The 18,807-nt window shown below is 45.6% G+C and carries 15 protein-coding genes; 10 read left to right on the plus strand and 5 right to left on the minus strand.

Annotation, left to right across the window (positions count from 1 at the left end; genetic code table 11):
• Nucleotides 1-2: 2 nt before the first annotated feature.
• The 4 genes from AABW11_RS06385 to AABW11_RS06400 all read left to right on the plus strand — a co-directional run bounded on the left by AABW11_RS06385 (nucleotide 3) and on the right by AABW11_RS06400 (nucleotide 4,085).
• On the plus strand, nucleotides 3-314 hold the full coding sequence (locus tag AABW11_RS06385; protein ID WP_340103961.1) for a nucleotidyltransferase family protein: 312 nt from the start codon (nucleotides 3-5) through the stop codon (nucleotides 312-314).
• Entirely contained in the window at nucleotides 304-588 is a 285-nt protein-coding gene (locus AABW11_RS06390; RefSeq protein ID WP_340103962.1) for a HepT-like ribonuclease domain-containing protein, read from the plus strand. Before AABW11_RS06385 ends, AABW11_RS06390 begins: the two co-directional genes overlap by 11 nt.
• Before the next feature lie 371 nt (nucleotides 589-959).
• Nucleotides 960-1,961: a tRNA preQ1(34) S-adenosylmethionine ribosyltransferase-isomerase QueA gene (gene queA, locus AABW11_RS06395; protein ID WP_340103963.1), complete on the plus strand. Its 1,002-nt coding sequence runs from the start codon at nucleotides 960-962 to the stop codon at nucleotides 1,959-1,961.
• A 150-nt stretch (nucleotides 1,962-2,111) separates the two neighbouring features.
• Entirely contained in the window at nucleotides 2,112-4,085 is a 1,974-nt protein-coding gene (locus AABW11_RS06400; protein WP_340103964.1) for a sodium-translocating pyrophosphatase, read from the plus strand.
• 257 nt (nucleotides 4,086-4,342) lie between these two features.
• Here AABW11_RS06400 and AABW11_RS06405 read toward each other — a convergent pair whose 3' ends face one another.
• Nucleotides 4,343-4,498 carry a hypothetical protein gene (locus tag AABW11_RS06405; RefSeq protein WP_340103965.1) on the minus strand — a complete coding sequence of 52 codons (156 nt, stop codon included), beginning with the start codon at nucleotides 4,496-4,498 and terminating at the stop codon, nucleotides 4,343-4,345.
• Nucleotides 4,499-4,778: 280 nt separating this feature from the next.
• Complete coding sequence (locus AABW11_RS06410) at nucleotides 4,779-4,982, minus strand: hypothetical protein (RefSeq protein ID WP_340103966.1); 204 nt, start codon at nucleotides 4,980-4,982, stop codon at nucleotides 4,779-4,781.
• A gap of 199 nt (nucleotides 4,983-5,181) precedes the next feature.
• Here AABW11_RS06410 and AABW11_RS06415 point away from each other — a divergent pair, with 199 nt between their 5' ends.
• The 5 genes from AABW11_RS06415 (at nucleotide 5,182) to AABW11_RS06435 (ending at nucleotide 11,561) form a co-directional block, all read left to right on the plus strand.
• The gene (locus tag AABW11_RS06415) at nucleotides 5,182-5,733 is read left to right on the plus strand and encodes a hypothetical protein (protein ID WP_340103967.1); all 552 of its coding nucleotides are present in this window, start codon (nucleotides 5,182-5,184) and stop codon (nucleotides 5,731-5,733) included.
• 111 nt (nucleotides 5,734-5,844) lie between these two features.
• Complete coding sequence (locus AABW11_RS06420) at nucleotides 5,845-7,818, plus strand: CASTOR/POLLUX-related putative ion channel (RefSeq protein WP_340103968.1); 1,974 nt, start codon at nucleotides 5,845-5,847, stop codon at nucleotides 7,816-7,818.
• Between the two features lie 50 nt (nucleotides 7,819-7,868).
• A complete protein-coding gene (locus tag AABW11_RS06425) occupies nucleotides 7,869-8,630 on the plus strand; it encodes a 3-keto-disaccharide hydrolase (protein WP_340103969.1) in 762 nt (253 codons plus the stop codon).
• Between the two features lie 89 nt (nucleotides 8,631-8,719).
• Complete coding sequence (locus AABW11_RS06430) at nucleotides 8,720-10,042, plus strand: GntP family permease (protein ID WP_340103970.1); 1,323 nt, start codon at nucleotides 8,720-8,722, stop codon at nucleotides 10,040-10,042.
• A gap of 124 nt (nucleotides 10,043-10,166) precedes the next feature.
• Nucleotides 10,167-11,561, plus strand: coding sequence for a hypothetical protein (locus AABW11_RS06435; protein WP_340103971.1), 1,395 nt, complete (start codon nucleotides 10,167-10,169; stop codon nucleotides 11,559-11,561).
• A 15-nt stretch (nucleotides 11,562-11,576) separates the two neighbouring features.
• On the opposite strand, the gene AABW11_RS06440 is transcribed toward AABW11_RS06435, so the two are convergent.
• From AABW11_RS06440 to AABW11_RS06450, 3 genes are all read right to left on the minus strand, one after another.
• Nucleotides 11,577-14,222 (minus strand): PAS domain-containing protein, encoded by a 2,646-nt coding sequence (locus AABW11_RS06440; protein WP_340103972.1) that lies wholly within the window; start codon nucleotides 14,220-14,222, stop codon nucleotides 11,577-11,579.
• A 127-nt stretch (nucleotides 14,223-14,349) separates the two neighbouring features.
• On the minus strand, nucleotides 14,350-15,288 hold the full coding sequence (mtgA, locus tag AABW11_RS06445) for a monofunctional biosynthetic peptidoglycan transglycosylase (protein WP_340103973.1): 939 nt from the start codon (nucleotides 15,286-15,288) through the stop codon (nucleotides 14,350-14,352).
• 371 nt (nucleotides 15,289-15,659) lie between these two features.
• Nucleotides 15,660-17,696 carry a S9 family peptidase gene (locus tag AABW11_RS06450; RefSeq protein WP_340103974.1) on the minus strand — a complete coding sequence of 679 codons (2,037 nt, stop codon included), beginning with the start codon at nucleotides 17,694-17,696 and terminating at the stop codon, nucleotides 15,660-15,662.
• 246 nt (nucleotides 17,697-17,942) lie between these two features.
• On the opposite strand from AABW11_RS06450, the gene AABW11_RS06455 reads away from it, so the two are divergent.
• Nucleotides 17,943-18,779 (plus strand): 5'-nucleotidase, lipoprotein e(P4) family, encoded by an 837-nt coding sequence (locus AABW11_RS06455; protein WP_340103975.1) that lies wholly within the window; start codon nucleotides 17,943-17,945, stop codon nucleotides 18,777-18,779.
• The last annotated feature ends 28 nt before the right edge of the window (nucleotides 18,780-18,807 follow it).

The following is an 18,807-nucleotide window of genomic DNA, read 5'->3' on the forward strand; positions in this document are numbered from 1 at the left end:
TTATGATTACCCAAAAAGAACAAGATATAATTATTCAAACGCTTTCGCCTTATAAGCCAAAAAAAATTGGTGTTTTCGGTTCCCGGGCCCGCAGTGAACAAACTGAAAGTAGCGACTTAGACCTGTTAGTGGATCTGGAAAATATCAATCTACTCGAACTTGTGGCTTTGGAAGATGAGTTAAGTCATTTGTTAGGCGTCAAAGTAGATCTGGTCACAGAATCTTCTCTGAATCGGTATATTCGCCCCATGGTAAAGCAAGAGGTACGGTATATTTTAAATCATAAGGATGATTTATTAGAAAATGAAAAGTGACAAAGTCTACGTTCTCCATATCATTGATTCTATTGATCAGATTGTTGAGTATACCGATCAAATTCATCGAGACGAATTTAAAGAGAACCGGCTGATACAGGATGCTGTTGTACGGAACTTCGAAATCATTGGAGAAGCTGCCAAAAATATTTCGAACCGAACCAGAGAGAAATATTCTTATATTCCCTGGGAACAGATGGCTGGTATGAGAGATAAGCTGATACGTAATTATATGAGTGTAGATTTGAATGCGGTTTGGAATACTATTGAGTAAATTATCCCTGATTTGAGAAATGAACTGGATAAAGTTATCGGTTCTATGGATGCTGAAATTTCCTGACCCTGTTTTTACTCAACGATCAATAATCTTATTCCTCATTCGGTTACTATTGGATACACATTTTAAATGGATAGGATTTTTGGCACTTATCAATTTCGCCGACCGGTATAGGTGAACTTTCTGTACAATTAGCTTCGAGATAAATAACAAGAAAAGCAGTTATAAATGTTCTGTTTTGATTGCTGATAAAGGATCAATGTCTCTCGGAATACCTGATGATATTAGAGCACACCAAGACTGTTTCCAGCCACTACATTTCTTATCTTATGCGCTTAACCGTTCTCAACTAAAAACGACTATTTCAGGTGTCTTACACGCTCAACGACTTCGATTACGACCTGCCGGAGGATCGCATCGCTCAAAAGCCGGCTACGCCGCGAGATCATTCTAAACTTCTTGTTTATGACCGGGGGACGGGCAGTATTACTGATGATTATTTCTACAATATCGGCAGTTACCTCCCGGAAAACACAACCCTGGTGGTGAATAACAGCAAGGTTGAGAAATGCAGACTGCTGTTTAATGATGGAAAAGTTGAGATATTTGTGACGAAAGCGATCAACAATAAAACGGTAGAAGCGATGGTGCGTCCCGGAAAGAAGTTTAAGCCGGGAAAAACCGTTCAGCTGACAGACGAGCTGGAAGCGACCACGGTGTCAGTTGCAGAGGATGGCATTCGAACCATTGAGCTCAGTCATCCGCTCGATCACCCAGAAGTAGAGCAGTTCAAACACACCCCGTTTCCGCCTTACATCGAGCGTAATGAATCACTGGCTGATCGCTACCAAACCGTGTTTGCGAAAGATTTGGGAAGTAAAGCGGCACCTACGGCGGGCCTTCATTTTACGCCGGATCTGCTGGAATCTTTGAAAGACCGGGGAATCGAAAAGCAAGAGGTGACGCTCCATGTCGGGCTGGGGACATTTGCTCCCGTTAAAGCCGATAAAATTGAAGATCACACCATGCACAGCGAGTGGTACAGCCTCTCAAAGGAGCAGGCCGAGGCATTAAATAATGCAGCTGATATTACTACGGTTGGAACCACAAGCGTTCGGGTGCTTGAGTCGGCCCGCAGACCGGGCGAGCCGTTTAAGGCGAATTCCGGCGAGACAGATATTTTCATCACGCCGGGTTACGAATTTCAATCGGTAGATCACCTCATTACAAATTTCCATCTACCCAAAAGTACCCTGCTGATGCTTGTTGCTGCATTTACGGGAATAGATCAGATGTGGGTAATTTATAAACATGCCATTCAAAATGAGTACCGTTTTTACTCATTCGGTGATGCAATGCTAATATTGTAGCGGACAGAAGCTAAGGAAAAACAAGTGCGTATAAATAAATAAAAACAGACAGATAGAGGGTTACAGAATTTTTCTTTCCCCGACTTTTAGAATCACTATATTGAGCGCGTAATAACAAGTGGCTAATTTTAAAGAATCAACCAAACGAATATGACAACTATTATTATCGGAGCAGCTATGGCGGTCATCGCCCTGATCGGCTGTGTTACCATCTACCTGTCAATCGCAAGAGCCGATGCCGGCAACGAACAAATGCAAAATATTGCCGAGGCAATATCCGAAGGAGCGATGGCATTTATTGGCCGTGAATACCGTACACTTGCAATATTTGCAGTTATAATCGCGTCTTTGCTATGGTACTTCCTTGGTGCCTGGACAGCCGTTTGCTACGCCATTGGTGCAACACTAAGTGCAACTGCCGGTTTTATTGGAATGCGGGCAGCAACGAAAGGAAATGTCAGAACAGCCGCCGCTGCAGGTACAAGTCTGTCAGGGGCTCTGAAAATTGCATTCCGCAGTGGTGCTGTGATGGGGCTTGCCGTTGTGGGTCTCGGCCTGCTTGGACTCACTTCCCTGCTTTATATCGGAACAGGAGCCATCGGCCTTGAATCTATTATTCTCTCTCTGTTTGGGTTTAGCTTTGGCGCGTCTACCATCGCGTTGTTCAGCCGTGTAGGCGGAGGAATTTATACAAAAGCGGCCGATGTGGGCGCTGATATTGTAGGAAAAGTTGAGCAGGGTATTCCCGAAGATGATCCCCGAAACCCTGCAACGATCGCAGATAACGTGGGCGATAACGTGGGTGATATTGCCGGAATGGGTGCCGACCTTTACAGCAGCTATGTAGGTAGCATGATTGCAGCGATGGCGCTTGGCTTTGTACTGACGGAATCGCACGTCTTTTTCCCAATTGCCCTGAGTACCCTGGGGATTATTGCTTCGCTTATAGGAATGCTTCTGGTTCGTGCAAATGATGAAAAAACGCTTCAGAAAGCGTTGAGAAACAGTTTTCTTTCTTCAGTAGTCATGGTATTGATCGGCTCTTGGTTTCTTGCAGATTTGTTTTTCGGTGCGTCTACTTTTTTCTGGGTGGTCTTTACGGGACTTGGCGCGGGTGTGGTTATAGAACTTGCTACTGAATACTACACCAGTGCACATTTCAAACCGGTTCAGCGGTTGGCAAAATCGTGCGAAACCGGAGCGGCGACGAATATTATTGAAGGGCTGGGCTTAGGCTTTATGTCCACCGCTATACCTATGCTTGTGCTTATCGCTGTTGCGTTTACCAGTTATTCACTGGCGGGTTTCTACGGAATCGCGATTGCAGCCGTTGCCATGCTTTCTACACTTGGAATTAGCCTGGCGATTGATGCGTATGGACCTGTAGCCGATAACGCAGGCGGAATCGCTGAGATGGCTGCACTGCCTGATGAAGTTCGGGAACGGACAGATGCCCTGGATGCAGCCGGTAATATGACTGCAGCCATCGGGAAAGGATTTGCGATAGGTAGTGCAGGACTTACAGCCCTCGCATTTTTCAGTGCATTTGCAACCCGTGCACAGCTGGATGTCATTAGCCTGCTGAATATTGAAGTTCTCACCGGCATGTTTCTCGGCGTGCTGATGCCGTTTATTTTTACAAGCCTTACCATGACGGCCGTCAGCCGAGCCGCTTTTGAAATGATTGAAGAAGTTCGCCGCCAGTTCAGGGAAATGCCCGGCATTCTGAAAGGTGAAACCAAGCCTGATTACCGTCGCTGTGTAGATATCAGTACAGTAAGTGCGCTAAAACAGATGGTTGTTCCCGGGTTGCTGATTATCATCCCACCGATTATTGTGGGGCTCGCGCTTGGCGTACAGGCATTGGGTGGCATGATCATTGGTGCACTTGGAACAGCTATGATGCTTGGAATTGCCCTCAGTAACGCCGGTGGCGCATGGGATAACGCCAAGAAATTTATCGAAACCGGTGAACATGGCGGAAAAGGCTCAGAAGCTCATGAGGCAGCTGTGATAGGGGATACCGTTGGTGACCCGGCCAAAGACACAAGCGGTCCGTCACTTAATATTCTCATTAAGCTGATGAGTATCGTGGCATTGACGCTGCTTCCGCTGTTCCTATAGGTAAAGGCTATTTTTTCGTTTTACAGAATAGAGACTCGTTCGAACAGGGCGGGTCTTTTTTATTGAACCGTCGAACTGTTGAATTGTCGAGAACTTTCGATGTAGGATTAGGAATTTAAGTCAATTTAAAAATCTTCTGATTCCCTGATTCGACTACAGGTATTTACCAATTCACAAATTTTGTTGGTTGTCGTCTTACCCGGGCGATGGCGCCGTGAAACATGGCATATCTATTACCTATGTTTCAAGGGTCGGTATCAAAACCAGTTTAGAGATAGTTCTGAATAATGAGGTTGAATAGACATGCTATGTTCAATTATGGACTTGTTGCCATGAATGGACTCTGCCAGCAACTCATCAACAGCCAGCTGATCGCGGTCTTGCAAGTGACCAATTATGACGCCCCTTTCCATGCGGAGTGCGTTTTTGCCGACGCAGGGAGAGGGTTTTGAAGGCAGGTCGGCGACAACGCACTCCAACGCTGACAGATCCAGTGGGTGCTGTCAGGTTGGAGTGTCACCATTCAAACAGTTCTAAAGTTCCACAATTCGACACGTGAATCGGACTATGCCAGGAGCTCACTGTGTTCGAGTCGAATTATCTAACTTTAGAACTGTTGGAAAAATCTGAATCGGATTTGGAATCTCTCATCTATTCAAAAATCTCACGATTCCACAATTCAATTAACTCACTTCACTCCTCATACTGTTTGTTGTAGGCAATTGTGATCTTCTGATTCATGTGGCGTTTATAGTTTTCATATTCATAGCGGCGCACCGTAAATTCGGAATGATAGTTTCCATCGTTGCAATCAACCTGAAGCTTATTGGGCTGATCGGTTTCTGAAATGACAACCTGTACATTACCAAGCTTATATGATTCTATTTCTTTGCTCATCAAATAAAGTTATTCTGTAAATTCATTTCTATCGGTTAAATAGGGCTTTGTAAAATCTGGGGATGCTATCTTGGTTCGATGAAGATGACGTTTGGCAAAATCATGGTTTTGCAAAGCTCTTACTTAAAATACATCATTTGTATTTAACCCCCCGAATTGTAATTTTTAATCTAATCTCAAATATTAAATCACTATCAAGATGAAAAAAATTCACGTTGTTGTAATATTAATGTTTTTAGTATCGGCCTGTGGCGGAGAGCAGACAGATATCACACCGCAAGTTGAAGCAGAAACAGTTCAGGGAGAATTTTTTGCGAATCTATTTGAACGTTGTGGAGAAACATTTTCAGGTCAGGCTACTTATCCCGAAGACCCTGATAATGAATTAGTGGGTGTAAATCTTGTTGCTACTATTCAAACATGTACTGAAGAAGAGATCCGCATTGCACTGAATGCCGGTGGTGATCTCTCCCGTACGTGGGTAATCAGCCGTACAGATGACGGGCTCCATCTGCGTCATGATCATCGGGATCAGGACGGTACACCCCATGAGGTCACAAATTACGGCGGATTTGCTACTGATGAAGGAACCGCAACGCGCCAATATTTTGCAGCAGACGACACCACCAAAGAGATGATACCGGAAGCGGAAACCAACGTCTGGATGATGGAAATTGAAGACAATTCGTTTACTTATTACCTTGAGCGAAACGGGGAACCGAGGTTCAGAGCTGAACTTACACAAGACTGATGGATAACCGGTATAATCGTGAGTCTCTTCAGAAATTCATTTCATTCAGAATTTAGAATCAAAAATCGTAACATCAGCCATTAAAGAATTACATATAGAGATATCTGCTGAATGAAAGAATCAAAATTTAGACTGACGAATCCATTTCGGTTTTTAATTGAGCGGCAATTTGTGAAGGGAGCTCAATATCAGCTGCTGGCTGTTGTTGCACTCATTGGGCTTATATCACTAATCGGCGGCATATTTGCTTATTCAATTGGCCAACCCAACTGGGGATTTGGTGAATCAGTTTGGTGGGCTTTTTTACGCCTGACAGACCCGGGCTACCTTGGCGACGATGAAGGGACCTTCCTGCGTGTGGTTTCTACATTTCTGACGGTCAGCGGTTATGTGGTATTTCTTGGCGCTCTCGTTGCTATTATGACCCAGTGGCTGAAAAGTAAAATGGAAGAGCTTGAACAGGGATTAACGCCGGTTGCCGTAAAAAATCACATCGTAATATTGGGATGGACTAACCGAACACATCCGATTGTGGTCGAATTTTTTGAATCAGTAGGCAAGATGAAACGATTCCTTGCAAGGTTGGGTGAGCGGAAGCTAAAGCTTGTGATACTGGCCGAAAATTCGTCAGCCCAGCTTACACGAACTCTGAAGGCTGACCGGCTGATTGGCAAACGGGCCGATGAAATCATATTCAGAACGGGTGATCCGCTGCAAATGGAGCATCTGCTTCGGGTGGATTGTTACAACGCATCAGCTATAATTATACCTAGTCATAACAGTAAGTTTCAGGACCTTGTATCGGCAGATGTGGAAACGATTAAAATACTGCTGTCGCTAAGCAGCAATCCAAAAATTAAGGATAAAGCTCAGCTGCCGTTCGTGGTAGCCGAAATACAAGATGAAAAAAAACTGACGGTGGCACGGCGGGCCTATCCCGGGCCCATAGAAATCATTTCCGGGGATTCAATCATCAGCCGTCTGATTGCTCAAAATGTGAGGCATGTTGGCCTGTCTGAAGTGTATGAAGGCCTGCTGTCTCGTGGGAATAAATCAGACCTATATACCAGAGAACATCCTGCTCTGATCGGTAAATCCATCGCTGAGACAAGGCACATGTTTCCGAATGCGGTGGTGATGGGACTGGTGCGCGCAGAGAAATCGACGTTTACACCACGGCTGAATGTGTCTGATGCTACAGAAATCATGTCTTCCGACCGGATTGTACTGCTTGCGAATACATACCCCGATACTGACCCGGTTTTAAACGTAAAGAAACATACAGCTTTGAAGGATCCAAAAGTTGCCGGGAGTAAAAAAACATCGCTGGAAGCACCGGTCAAAAAGAATAAACGGCTGCTTATTTTGGGCTGGAATAACCGATTGCCGGCTCTGATCAGTGAATTTGGAAGCTACGAAGACCGAAAAATTGACGTCACAATGGTATCGGTTCTATCAGCGAAGGAACGAGAAAAAATAGTTCACCATCATGGCGGTTTTGTTTCAAATGTAGAATGTACATACATCGAAGCAGATTATATAGTGGAGGCGCAGCTCCGTGAGGTAGATCCGGGATCTTATGATCACATTATTTTTTTAAGCAGCTCAATACTGGAGGATACGCAAGAAGCAGATGCGAGAACCATTGTAGGAAAAGTGCTTCTTGAGGAAATTTTGCAAGGGAGTGACAAACGGCCCCAAATATTAATAGAGCTGGCAAACCCCGATAACAGCTCGTTGATAGGAGGAAAAGGAACAGAGATGATTGTTAGCCCAATCATCATGAGTCATCTTCTGGCTCAGGTAGCGTTGAGGCGCGAATTACAGTCAATTTACACAGAGTTATTTACAGTAGGTGGTGCTGAAATTGAATTTAGAGATCCTGTGCGGTATGACATCAAACCGGGGAACTACACATTTCAAGAGATAGCATACATCGCATCTCAATTTGGGGAAACGGCTCTTGGCGTGTGTAAAAACAAAAAAAATGCAGAAGTGAAAAATAAACTTATATTGAATCCGCCTAAGGAGGACCATATAACCTTAACTGATCTTGACGAGTTAGTTGTTCTGATGACTTACTGATTGGCCGATTAAACAACTAACAGAAATCAGAAATAGAACCCATTGTATTCATGATCCGACAATTATTCATAAGCCTGGTTTTTTCCACACTAATCCTATTTGCCGCAGGCCTGCCCTGCGTACAAGCACAATCTAACGGACCCGAATGGGAGCCTGAACTCACAGAAGATTGGACCCCTGTTGAATATTCTGTAGAGACGGGAGCACCTCCCTCTGATGCGATTGTACTGTTTGATGGAACTGACCTTGATGAATGGACAAGTGCAGCTGATGATGGGGGAAACGCCGCCTGGCGAGTTGAAGATGGAGCCATGACGGTAGTGCCCGGTTCAGGTAATATTAAAACACGCCGCGGATTTGGAGACGTACAGCTTCATATTGAATGGAGAACCCCCGAAGAGATTGAGGGTGATGGCCAGGGCCGCGGGAACAGCGGTGTGTTTTTGCAGGAAATGTACGAAGTGCAGGTGCTTGATTCATGGGATAATGAAACCTATAGTAACGGCCAAGCTGGTTCTGTATATAAACAAAAAGCGCCCGCTGTAAATGCCAGCAAAGCCCCGGGTGAGTGGCAAACCTATGACATCATTTTCGAATCTCCGCGGTTTGATGATAACGGTGAGTTAATCAAACCGGCCTACGTAACGGTACATCATAACGGAGTGCTTATCCATCACCGGTTTGAGATCGAAGGCCCAACGGAATATATTGGCTTGCCTGAATACAGTCCACATCCTCAAAAACTACCCATTGTGCTCCAGGATCACAGTAATCCTGTAAGCTTTCGTAATATCTGGATCAGAGAGCTGTAAACGCGAAACCTCAGTTGATGTGAAAAGTCAGGCGATAAACAGAATCGTCTAATTTTATAAAACTTGAATGTTATGAAACCGGGTGAACAGTGATCATATTTCTGTGGCTCTTGCTCGTTGTGGCAATCATCGTGTGGCTGACAGCCCGGTGGAATCTGCACCCGTTTCTTGCCCTTCTGCTGGGCGCAATAGCTATCGGGTTTCTGGCTCAGCTCAGCACCTCTGTCCTTATTGATTCTCTTGCAGGAGGATTCGGGTCAACATTGCGGAGCATCGGTATTGTTATAGCTGCCGGCGCTCTCATCGGAGAGTATCTCCACCGGAGCGGCGGCGCGAAAGTGCTGGCTCATAACATTCTCGAAAAAGTTGGGGAGAAAAACTCGCCGCTGGCAATGAGCCTGACCGGGTATATTGTGTCGATACCTGTGTTTTGTGATTCCGGATTTATTGTGCTTTCCGCTCTTAGTAAAGCCATCGCAAAGCGAACAAAAATCCCACTAACCATTTTAGCCGTTGCACTAGCGACGGGTTTGTATGCCACCCACGTGTTTGTACCGCCCACGCCCGGTCCTCTCGCTGCAGCTGCAACTATTGGCGCTGATATCGGCAGGGTGTTAATCCTTGGGCTCATCGTGTCAGTGCCTGTTATGGGGGCAGCTCTATTGTGGGCGGTGACAGTTTGCGGCCGATACCCGGTTAAATACGAGCAAACCATCGATGAACCCGAAATGAGTGGACCGCTGCCATCCTTTAAAATAGCTGTAGCCCCAATCCTCGGGCCTATTGTTCTGATCGCTCTAAAATCTGTTGCGGAACTCCCTTCTCGTCCTTTTGGAAATGGAACAATGTTTGATGCGGCCGTTTTTTTAGGTGATCCGATTATTGCTCTGCTGATTGGCGTTGGAACTGCCTTCTTTATGGTAACAGGCGGACAGAAAAAGATTCAGACTGAGTGGATGGAAGAGGGGTTAAATAAAGCCGGTTCTATCATTCTGATTACCGGTGCAGGCGGGGCGTTTGGAGCCGTCTTACGGGAAACGAACCTGAGTGACTTTGCTGAACAATTTGCATCAATTGACGGACTCGGTGTTTTGATTCCATTTTTGATCGCCGCATTCCTGAAAACAGCCCAGGGATCATCAACGGTGGCCATCATTACGGCAGCAGCAATTTGTGCACCCCTCGTTGAATCGTTAGGTTTGGATTCAACTAATGGACTGGCCCTCGCTGTGCTGGCAATTGGAGCTGGTTCTCTTACTGTATCTCATGTAAATGACAGCTATTTTTGGGTTGTTTCAAAATTTTCTGAGATGGATACATCAACAGCCCTTAAAACGCACACTGTGGCAACGCTGATTATGGGAGTGACGGGACTCATCACCATTCAGCTTTTGGCCTGGGTACTGCTTTAAGTTATATAAATATTTTTTTCCTCTTTGATGGAATCAGAAAACGTCCAAATTTAATAGGCGCTCTGTGAATGCCCCTTCAAACGTATCTGTTAGTTTCATGTATTCATCAAACAACCCCGTCGGCATGAAAATAATACTAAAAAAGAAAACCTATCTGTTCCTTTTCATCTTACTGTTCGGCACCGCCATAACTGCCTCTGGCCATGTGAAATGGTTTGCTGACTTCAGTTTCAATGACCAGCCGTTGACACTCTCCGAAGCAGTCGGCCCGCTGTTTATTTTTTTGACGGTATTGAGCATGGTGGTGATTGCAGCAATGGTATTTCTTGACAAGAAACTTCAGTCGTGGCCGCTGTATCAAACCATTGACGGGTGGCTCCAGGAGCGAAAGGGCAATAGCCTGTTGATTATGAGAATTGTGGCCGGCGCTACGCTGCTTTTATCCTGGCAGGGGGATGCCATTCTCGTTCCCGAACTCCCTGTCACAGCCCCGTGGGTAGGGTGGGCACAATTTATACTGGCCTTTATGCTGCTGTTCGACCGGCTTGTGAAATATTCCGGCGCCGGAATAATTGTTCTCTACGTGTTTGCCATTTTTCAGTATGGGATGTTTCATATGCTCGATCACCTTCTTTTTGCAGGTGCTGGTTATTTTTTGATGGTAAGTCAGTCACAAAACGCAGTTATAAAGGAGAGCCGGCTGCCCGTACTTTACGCCACAGTTGGTTTTTCGCTCTGCTGGCTGGCAATCGAAAAAATTATTTACCCGCAATGGGCGCTTTATATACTTGAACAAAACCCTCAGTTAACGCTCGGCCTCGACGTGGATTTTTTTCTGATGAGTGCCGCATTCGTAGAGTTTGCCCTCGGGTACCTTTTGATCATTTGCCTGCTGCAACGCCCGCTTGCCCTGGTAATCACGCTCGTCTTTTTTTCAACTACGTTGGTGTTTGGTAAGGTGGAAGTTATTGGCCACACGCTTGCTCACGGCGCGCTTATTGTATTTCTTCTAGAGGGCCCCGGAAAGCTATACAAGGCCCCAATCACCTTTCACGATAAAATGAGCCTTCGGACAGCATTTGGCGCCGTAAATTTTGTTGTACTTCTCGCCGTACTGATGGTGGGGTACACGCAGGGCGCCTGGCACCAGTACGAAACGCAAAGCGGTCCGGTAGCTGAAGAACAGGCAGTGCTTAATGTTCCGGATGAGGAATCAGCGCCGACGGTAGATATCTTTGCGACTGAAGATCGCCTCACGGGCTGGAATATACGGGTTGAAACGGAAAACTTTACGTTTGTCCCTGAATCCGTAGGACTGCCGCATGAGCCGGGAGAAGGTCACGCCCACCTTTATATTAACGATGAAAAAGTGGACCGGATTTACGGCAGATATACGCATATAGGGCCGTTGCCGCCGGGTGAATACACCATCAGGGTGACTCTTACCACAAATTCCCACCAGCTGTATGCGGTTGATGACGAGGTTATATCTGATGAGATTGAGATATCTGTAGAGTAAGATGAGGGATGGAAATTAACGAGATTCCTGCTTAATCCGCGAGAGATCACAGGCAAGAAGAATTTTGAACGTCGTTCCTTTTCCAACCTCACTGTCTACATCTATGGAGCCGCCCATACTTACTACTTGGTTTTTTGTGATGTAAAGCCCGATGCCCTTTGAGTCTTCATTCTCGTGGAATGTTTTGTACATACCAAACAGGCTTTGTCGGTGCTTCTCAAGGTCTATTCCTTGTCCGTTGTCCCGAATGATTAGTAATGGGCCCATATCCGTTTGTTTAAAAGAGAGTGTAATGAGTGGATCCCTTTCAGAATGCCGATATTTGATTGCATTCGAAATTAGATTTAATAAGATGCTTTCAAGATAGGCCGGGTTATACTGAATCGTTGAATCGTCACAAATATCAGTATCAAATTTCACATTGTGCACAATGATATCTGTTGCAAGAATTTCCCGGATTTTACTGAAGAACTCAAATATGTTTACATCGCTAATGTTCTTCGATGAACCCGCCTGCTGGTCTATAATATCATTGAGATCTTTTATTGCTTCATTCAGCCGGGTTGAGGCCATATTCAGATAGTTGAAGAGCTGTACTTTTTCTTCTTCAGAGGTCTCGGTTTCAATTAGCGACAGAAGCGCCGAAATATTGCCGGCGTGATTCCTGAGGTTGTGCGATACGATATGGGCAAAATTAAGCAGCCGGGTATTTTGATCACTCACGATATTCAGTGTTTCGTTGAGCTCGTTTTCCTGCTGCTTTTTCTCGGTAATATCGGTGAGGTAGCCGTGCCAGATAACGCTGCCATCTTCTTGCCGTTCTGGGCGGGCCCGGCCTCTCAGCCACCTTAACCCTCGTTCAGGCAGCTGCACCCGGTAGTCGTGCTCCCATGGTTCAAGCGTATTAAAAGATTTGTTTATGGTAGCGGCTACAGACTTCAGGTCTTCCGGATGGATGCGGTCAATCGCCTTTTTAGAATCATGTAGAACCTCTTTAGGCTTCAGCTCATAAACATTATTAAACGCCTCACTCGCAAACGGGAAACATGACGATCCATCCGGAAACTGCTGGAACTGGTAAATAGCGCCGGGTACCTGCTGTGAGAGTTTCTTTAGCGTTTCATCACTCTTGCGAAGTTTCTCCTCAGCCTGTTTTCGCTCCGATATATCGGAAATTGCAACGAGCACATTATCAACATTGCCGTCTTCACTGCGAAGCGGCGTATAGTATGCATGGGCCCAGCCTTTATTACCCGACGATTCAATTTCGAAATAATAATCGGCAGACTTCACAGTTTGACCCGACATCGCCTTTTTCAGCTTGTGGGTTAGTTTTTCATGATTGACGTGAGGAAACAGCTCGAAGGGGTTTTTACCCAGTACCTGGTCTTGTGTCATTCCGCTGATCGTTTCCATCATGGAATTCCAATAGATATATTCGTAGTTGGAATTGATGACATAGATCCCCTCGCTGGTATTATTTAGAATCTGATCGAAAAAGTTATGGGTTTTCTTGAGCTTCAGTTCAGTGAGCTTTCGCTCGGTGATATCACGCATAATTCCTTCCACAGCAATCAAGCCACCGGAATCGTCAGTTACGATTTTAGCGCTGACAGACGCATACATAAGTTTATCTTTCGCATTTGCCATTCTGACCTCAAAATCGGAGACAACACGGTCTTTTTTTAATGACTCTATAAGTTTTTCCCGGTCAGTCTGATAGTAGTAAAAATTTGAAACTGGGTGGCCAATTACATCCTTCCTCTTATGACCGGAAAAAGTTTCGACAGACGGACTTATTTCTGTTACAATGCCGTGTCGGTTGGTCCTGTAATACACATCATAAATGTTTTCAAAAATAGAACGGTATTTTCCCTCACTTTCTTTAAGGGCTTCATCAGCGCGAATTTGCTCAGTAATATCTTTTGTGATTCCAAACGTGCCGATAATATTATTTTCGTAATCATATAGCGGCAGTTTAGCTGTAGAGGCCCACAAGGTTGTGGGGGCTGAACCGGATGTAACTTCCTTTTCCCGTTTGTCGAGTATAGGCTTACCTGTTTTTATGATCTGCTGTTCGTCCCGGTATGCTTCTGTGGCATGAGAATCATCAAAAAAATCAAAATCTGTTTTACCGATCGCGTCATTAGGGTGGTTCAACCCGAATTTGGACGCACATGCGGTGCTTATTTTTGTAAAACGGCTCTGGAGGTCTTTAAAGAAAATGCTGTAGGGAAAACCCTGCATGATTTGATTAAGCAGGTAGGAATCGTTATGGGAGGTTGATTCAAGCTGATGCCTAATGTAGTCAAGCTCTATTTGGCCGGATACAAGGGTTGGCCTTCCATCTTTAAAGTCAACAGCTTGACCCGAGCAGCGAGCTTTTACTCTTTCCCCGGTTGCATCTTTGATGTATCCTGAAAAAGATAGCGTCGATTCGCCATTTCCATGTTTAAATCGGAGAAGTTGATCTTGAATATAGTCCTTATCATTTTGAATAAATAGAAGGCACCAATCCTTTAAAGAGACAGTGTTGCCGTTCAGGCCGGTTAAATAACGTGATGAAAAGGGACGGGGTAATTGAAACCGGTCTTCTTGTACATACCACAGCCAGTGGTATGATTCAGTTGAAGCGGTATTTTTTTTGAAAGAGTTGTTCATAGATGTGTAAGCAAATGGTGCTATAGCCCCAGTATTCTGCCTGCAAATACTGTACCATGAGTCACTTACGTGATCTTATTATCGGTAAATAAATACAAGTCTTGAGAAAAATGTATTGAAAAACAACTTAAAGGGGTGGAGTAGAATCAGGAATCGTATCATTTCGCAATGAATCCGTGATTATTTGATCGTCGACGGATTGCCCGATATCAAGTGTATCAGAGGTAAGTGGGAAGGTGTCAATAGGTTGCGGCCTGAGGAGTGTGTCAGCGATGGTGGAAGAATCTTCCGGATTAAGTCCCGGCGCGGATTCAGACAGGCTGATGGAATCAACCTGTACATACGCTATACCGCTCAGATGCGTCATTTGTTCCAGAATCCATCGGCTTCGCTTATTTGCGTATGGAGAGGGCGGGTTGACCCGCATGCGTTTCGGACTAGGCAAAACAGCCGCCAGCCGTGCAGACATGTCAGGTTCAAGCTCAGATGCCGGTAATCCAAAAAATTGCTCAGATGCTTTTCCAATTCCAAATACTCCCGGCCCAAACTCTGCAATATTCAGATACACTTCAATGATTCTTTCTTTTGGCCAAAAAAGTTCAATCAAAACCGTAATCCCTGCCTCAATCCCTTTCCTGAAAAAAGATTCTGCCGACCACAGGTACAAATTTTTGGCAACTTGCTGGCTGATGGTGCTTGCGCCGCGGCTTCGTATGCCTTCCCGCCGGTCTTCCCACGCCTCCCCAATCGATTCAAAATCAAAACCCCAGTGATTCCAAAAGTGCTGGTCCTCAGAGGCTACCACTGCCCAGGTTGAATGCCTTGGTAAATTTTCGAAATCAACCCAGTGCTCTCGCAAATTGTATTGTTCAGCCGGCAGTGATTCCCAATCTTGTTGCTGCATAAAACTGGTTGTAGGAGGATTAACCCAGCGAAGAGCAACGATGGAGATAAGCAGTGAAATGAAAAGGGTGAGGATTGAACCGACAACTAAGTAAAGATAGAATTTACCACGGAGGTAAAAAGGGTGTTTCGGGTTGATATCATCGGTGGCAGTGTTTTCCATGGATACTATAACTAAGGAAACCGCAATCTGTTTCACATGGATTGTTGAAATATGGCATGTCTTGTGAGGGATTTGAACTTAGTTATCAAAGCTATTTTATGACTGTATCTAAACGTCACGATGGCAATAGACATGCCACGTTTTGAAAAGTATTTGGTTTGATTAAGTAAATCCCCGGCTGATGGTTGGTTTTTCCGCCTGCCGGGTAGGTTAGGGTTTTTGAGTTTGATGCTGGGATTCTTCTGAACCGGGTACGGGGCATTTCCACTCGTCAGCCTGTAAATGCAGCATGCAGACGAATTGTATCAACCAAAAAAAAGCCCCTGTGTATTTCACAGGGGCTTCGAGATAATGAATTAGTAAATGAGACTCTACTGCTGATCTTCCGCAGGAATTGGGGCATCCCACTCTGGGATATCAGCTGATGCGTCGCCCGTCATCAGGTAGGTATCAAACCAGCGCAGCATACGGTGCGAGTAGTCAAGCCGGGAGGATGCACGCGTGTTGCCATGGCCTTCGCCGGGATAATATACAAGCCTAACAGGAACCTCCGGCTTACGTACCTTCATATGCCGATAAAGCTCGAGAGATTGCGCCGGGTGCACACGGGTATCTTCTGCACCGTGCATAATCAGGATCGGAGTTTCGGCGCGGTCAACCCAGTAGATCGGGCTTCGCTTAAGGTAGTCCATCCATGTTTCATCCGATTCCCACATGCGTTCTCGCGTGTGAACCAGGAAGAGTTCATCGGGAATATCGCTGGTTCCCCATTTGCTGATATTGTTACTGATACCCACAAACATGACGGATGCAGCAAATCGATCGGAGTAATGAGTCGCCATCCAGCCGGACGCGTATCCACCGTACGATCCGCCGGTCACGCCAATGCGGTCGGCATCGGCAACGCCCTGGTTAATCAGGTAATCCACACCGTCTACAATATCATCGAACTCAGCACCGGCAAGATCACCCTGGCTGCTGTATGCAAACTCAATTCCTCGCCCGGTACTTCCACGATAGTTAGGGTAAAAAACGCCGTATCCTTTTGCAGCTGCCATCTGACCCGGCATCGAATAGGCCGTAAGCCAGCCGTTATCGTAATGAGCTTCCGGTCCGCCATGGACAACGGTTATCACAGGAATTCTGTCGCCCTCGGAATAGTCGAGCGGATAGATCATAACGCCGTCAATATCAAATTCTCCATCACGGGTTGTATACGTTACAACTTTCTGCTCGCCGAGTTCAACATCCGAAAGCCAATCATTATGATTCGTAACTCGCTCCGGCTGTGCGTTTCTGCCGCTTTGCTTCACAAATAGTTCATTTGGGTGCTCCGGACTACTGGCTACAAAAGAGATCAAGCCGTTATCAGATCGCGAAAACGACCCAATGGAGTGTTCATCCGATCGGAAAATTGTTTGCTTATTACTGCCGTTCGGGTTGATGGAGCCGATGACAGATGCCGTACTCTCACTTGCCAGGAAATGGATTTGATTGTTTCCTGTCCAAACAATTTGCTCGTATTTACCTTCGTAATCCTCATCAATAATTGATGGTGTGCCTCCATCTGCAGACACAATCAATATCCGGCCGTCAATGGGGTCGTGAATATCTGCGCCGGCACGGAGCGCAAGTCGTTCTCCGTCAGGACTCCACTCAATCTGACCGATTTTTCCTTCGTTATTCACTTCGGCCGCCACCTCCCGTGTTTCATAGTCGACGATATACACACTCTGTGCCATATAAAAATCATCAATACTCGGCGTAGGTGCGGCTGAGACAGCAATTTTTGATCCGTCAGGGCTCCACTTCATCATATAAACAGTACCGTCAACTTGTAGTTGATGTGGCTCGTGGTCCATATGATCATGAGATACATTTGTAATGTAAGCCGGACGCTGAGGCCGATTTGCCTCATATACATTTGCTTTATAAGGCAGCGGAGAATCTGAGGTTTCAGCGTTTAATGTGGATGAAAAAACAATATGATTTCCATCGTTATGCCACTCATAAGAAGAGATGTTTCTGTCATACTCAAAAATTTTGACAGCCTCTCCGCCATCAAGAGGCAGTTCGTAAAGAGAGCGGCTATCGTCCTCTTCGCGCTGAGTTAAAAAGGATAGGCTGTTATGGCCAGGCCGAAACTGGATACTTCCGATACCCCCTGTTGTATGGTAAGGCTTAGTTTCTCCCGTTTCTACGTTCAGGACGTGCAGCTCAGTGCTGCTGCCCGCATTTTCTTCGTAAGGATCGGCAGGAACGCTTACGGTGTACGCAACTTTGCTTCCGTCGTCAGATGTGATTGAACTGGTGACAGACTTTATTTTTGTTACATGTTCAAGTGTCAGTCCCTGGGCAAAAAGTGCAGAACCGGCACTAAAAAAAAGGACCAGAAGTAAAAGGCTCAACTTTCTTAACAGTAGAATTTGAGGTCGTGATTATCCGGTTTGATGATCTTTCATAAGTTCAAATAATTAGGTTTTAGGTTGGCTTACACATCTTGTTAAATATAAAAAAAAGAATATGAGAATGGGCATTTTAGCATAGTCAAATCGCGGTAGATTTTCGACGAAGGCATCAAAAAAGTTGATTACCTTCTTCTCCTGTTCATTCATTATTTTAAGATGGCATCTTCAATCATATTCAATTTTACAATGAAAAAATATTTCACTGGTTTTGCAGTGCTTTTCCTGTTAGCCTCGTGCGGAACAGCTGATGTAGCAACGGATTCCTATTACTCCAATAACACGCTCTACTCAACACTTTGGATTCAAACCGCGGCAGAGTATGAGGCTCTGACCTACCAGGCTTACAACACCTCGGTACGCCTGCTGCCGGTTGCGCTGGATGATTCTTTCTGGACGGCCTCCCTTGAACAAGGCGAATCTTTTGCCGATCTGCCACCCGCGATTATTCTTGATGTCGACGAAACGGTTCTGGATAATTCGTATTACGAAGCCCGTGGCATCCTTGATGAAACCGGCTATGACCCCGACACGTGGAACGCCTGGGTGCGCGAGATGGAGGCTGAAGCGATTAAGGGCGCCGTTGAGCTAACATCCCAAGCCGATGACATGGGCATTTCAGTTTTTTATATTACAAACCGCTCAGCCGATGTGCAGTCTGCAACGGAACAAAACCTGCGTGATGAAGGATTTCCGGTGGCTGAAGGAGCCGTGATGAGCAACGGCGGACGGCCCGACTGGACATCCGCCAAAACAGAACGGCGTCAGCTGGTAGCTGATGATTACCGTGTGCTGATGCTGTTTGGTGACGATCTCAACGACTTTGTGTCCGCACGCGGTATATCCATCAATCAAAGAAAACAACTGGTTGAGGAGCATCGCGATAAGTGGGGCTACAAGTGGTTTGTGTTTCCAAATCCAAATTATGGATCATGGGAGAGGGCGCTTTATACCGGCGACGAGCAGACCGATGAGGAGCGTCAGCAATCCCGCCTGGACCGGTTAGAAACAAAACGAGAAAACTAATCATTAAAATAAATGTGTTACGTTAACA

Origin of the sequence: Rhodohalobacter sp. 8-1 (assembly GCF_038150125.1) — a bacterium.
Taxonomy (GTDB): Bacteria; Bacteroidota; Rhodothermia; order Balneolales; family Balneolaceae; genus SW132.

Excerpts from the sequence above, each read along its gene's own strand:
- AABW11_RS06425 (WP_340103969.1), top strand. The coding sequence starts at position 7,869 with ATGATCCGACAATTATTCATAAGCCTGGTTTTTTCCACACTAATCCTA.
- AABW11_RS06455 (WP_340103975.1), top strand. The coding sequence starts at position 17,943 with ATGAAAAAATATTTCACTGGTTTTGCAGTGCTTTTCCTGTTAGCCTCG.
- AABW11_RS06405 (WP_340103965.1), bottom strand. The coding sequence starts at position 4,498 with ATGGAAAGGGGCGTCATAATTGGTCACTTGCAAGACCGCGATCAGCTG.
- AABW11_RS06400 (WP_340103964.1), top strand. The coding sequence starts at position 2,112 with ATGACAACTATTATTATCGGAGCAGCTATGGCGGTCATCGCCCTGATC.
- AABW11_RS06390 (WP_340103962.1), top strand. The coding sequence starts at position 304 with ATGAAAAGTGACAAAGTCTACGTTCTCCATATCATTGATTCTATTGAT.
- AABW11_RS06420 (WP_340103968.1), top strand. The coding sequence starts at position 5,845 with ATGAAAGAATCAAAATTTAGACTGACGAATCCATTTCGGTTTTTAATT.
- mtgA (WP_340103973.1), bottom strand. The coding sequence starts at position 15,288 with ATGGAAAACACTGCCACCGATGATATCAACCCGAAACACCCTTTTTAC.
- AABW11_RS06410 (WP_340103966.1), bottom strand. The coding sequence starts at position 4,982 with ATGAGCAAAGAAATAGAATCATATAAGCTTGGTAATGTACAGGTTGTC.
- AABW11_RS06435 (WP_340103971.1), top strand. The coding sequence starts at position 10,167 with ATGAAAATAATACTAAAAAAGAAAACCTATCTGTTCCTTTTCATCTTA.
- AABW11_RS06385 (WP_340103961.1), top strand. The coding sequence starts at position 3 with ATGATTACCCAAAAAGAACAAGATATAATTATTCAAACGCTTTCGCCT.
- AABW11_RS06440 (WP_340103972.1), bottom strand. The coding sequence starts at position 14,222 with ATGAACAACTCTTTCAAAAAAAATACCGCTTCAACTGAATCATACCAC.
- AABW11_RS06415 (WP_340103967.1), top strand. The coding sequence starts at position 5,182 with ATGAAAAAAATTCACGTTGTTGTAATATTAATGTTTTTAGTATCGGCC.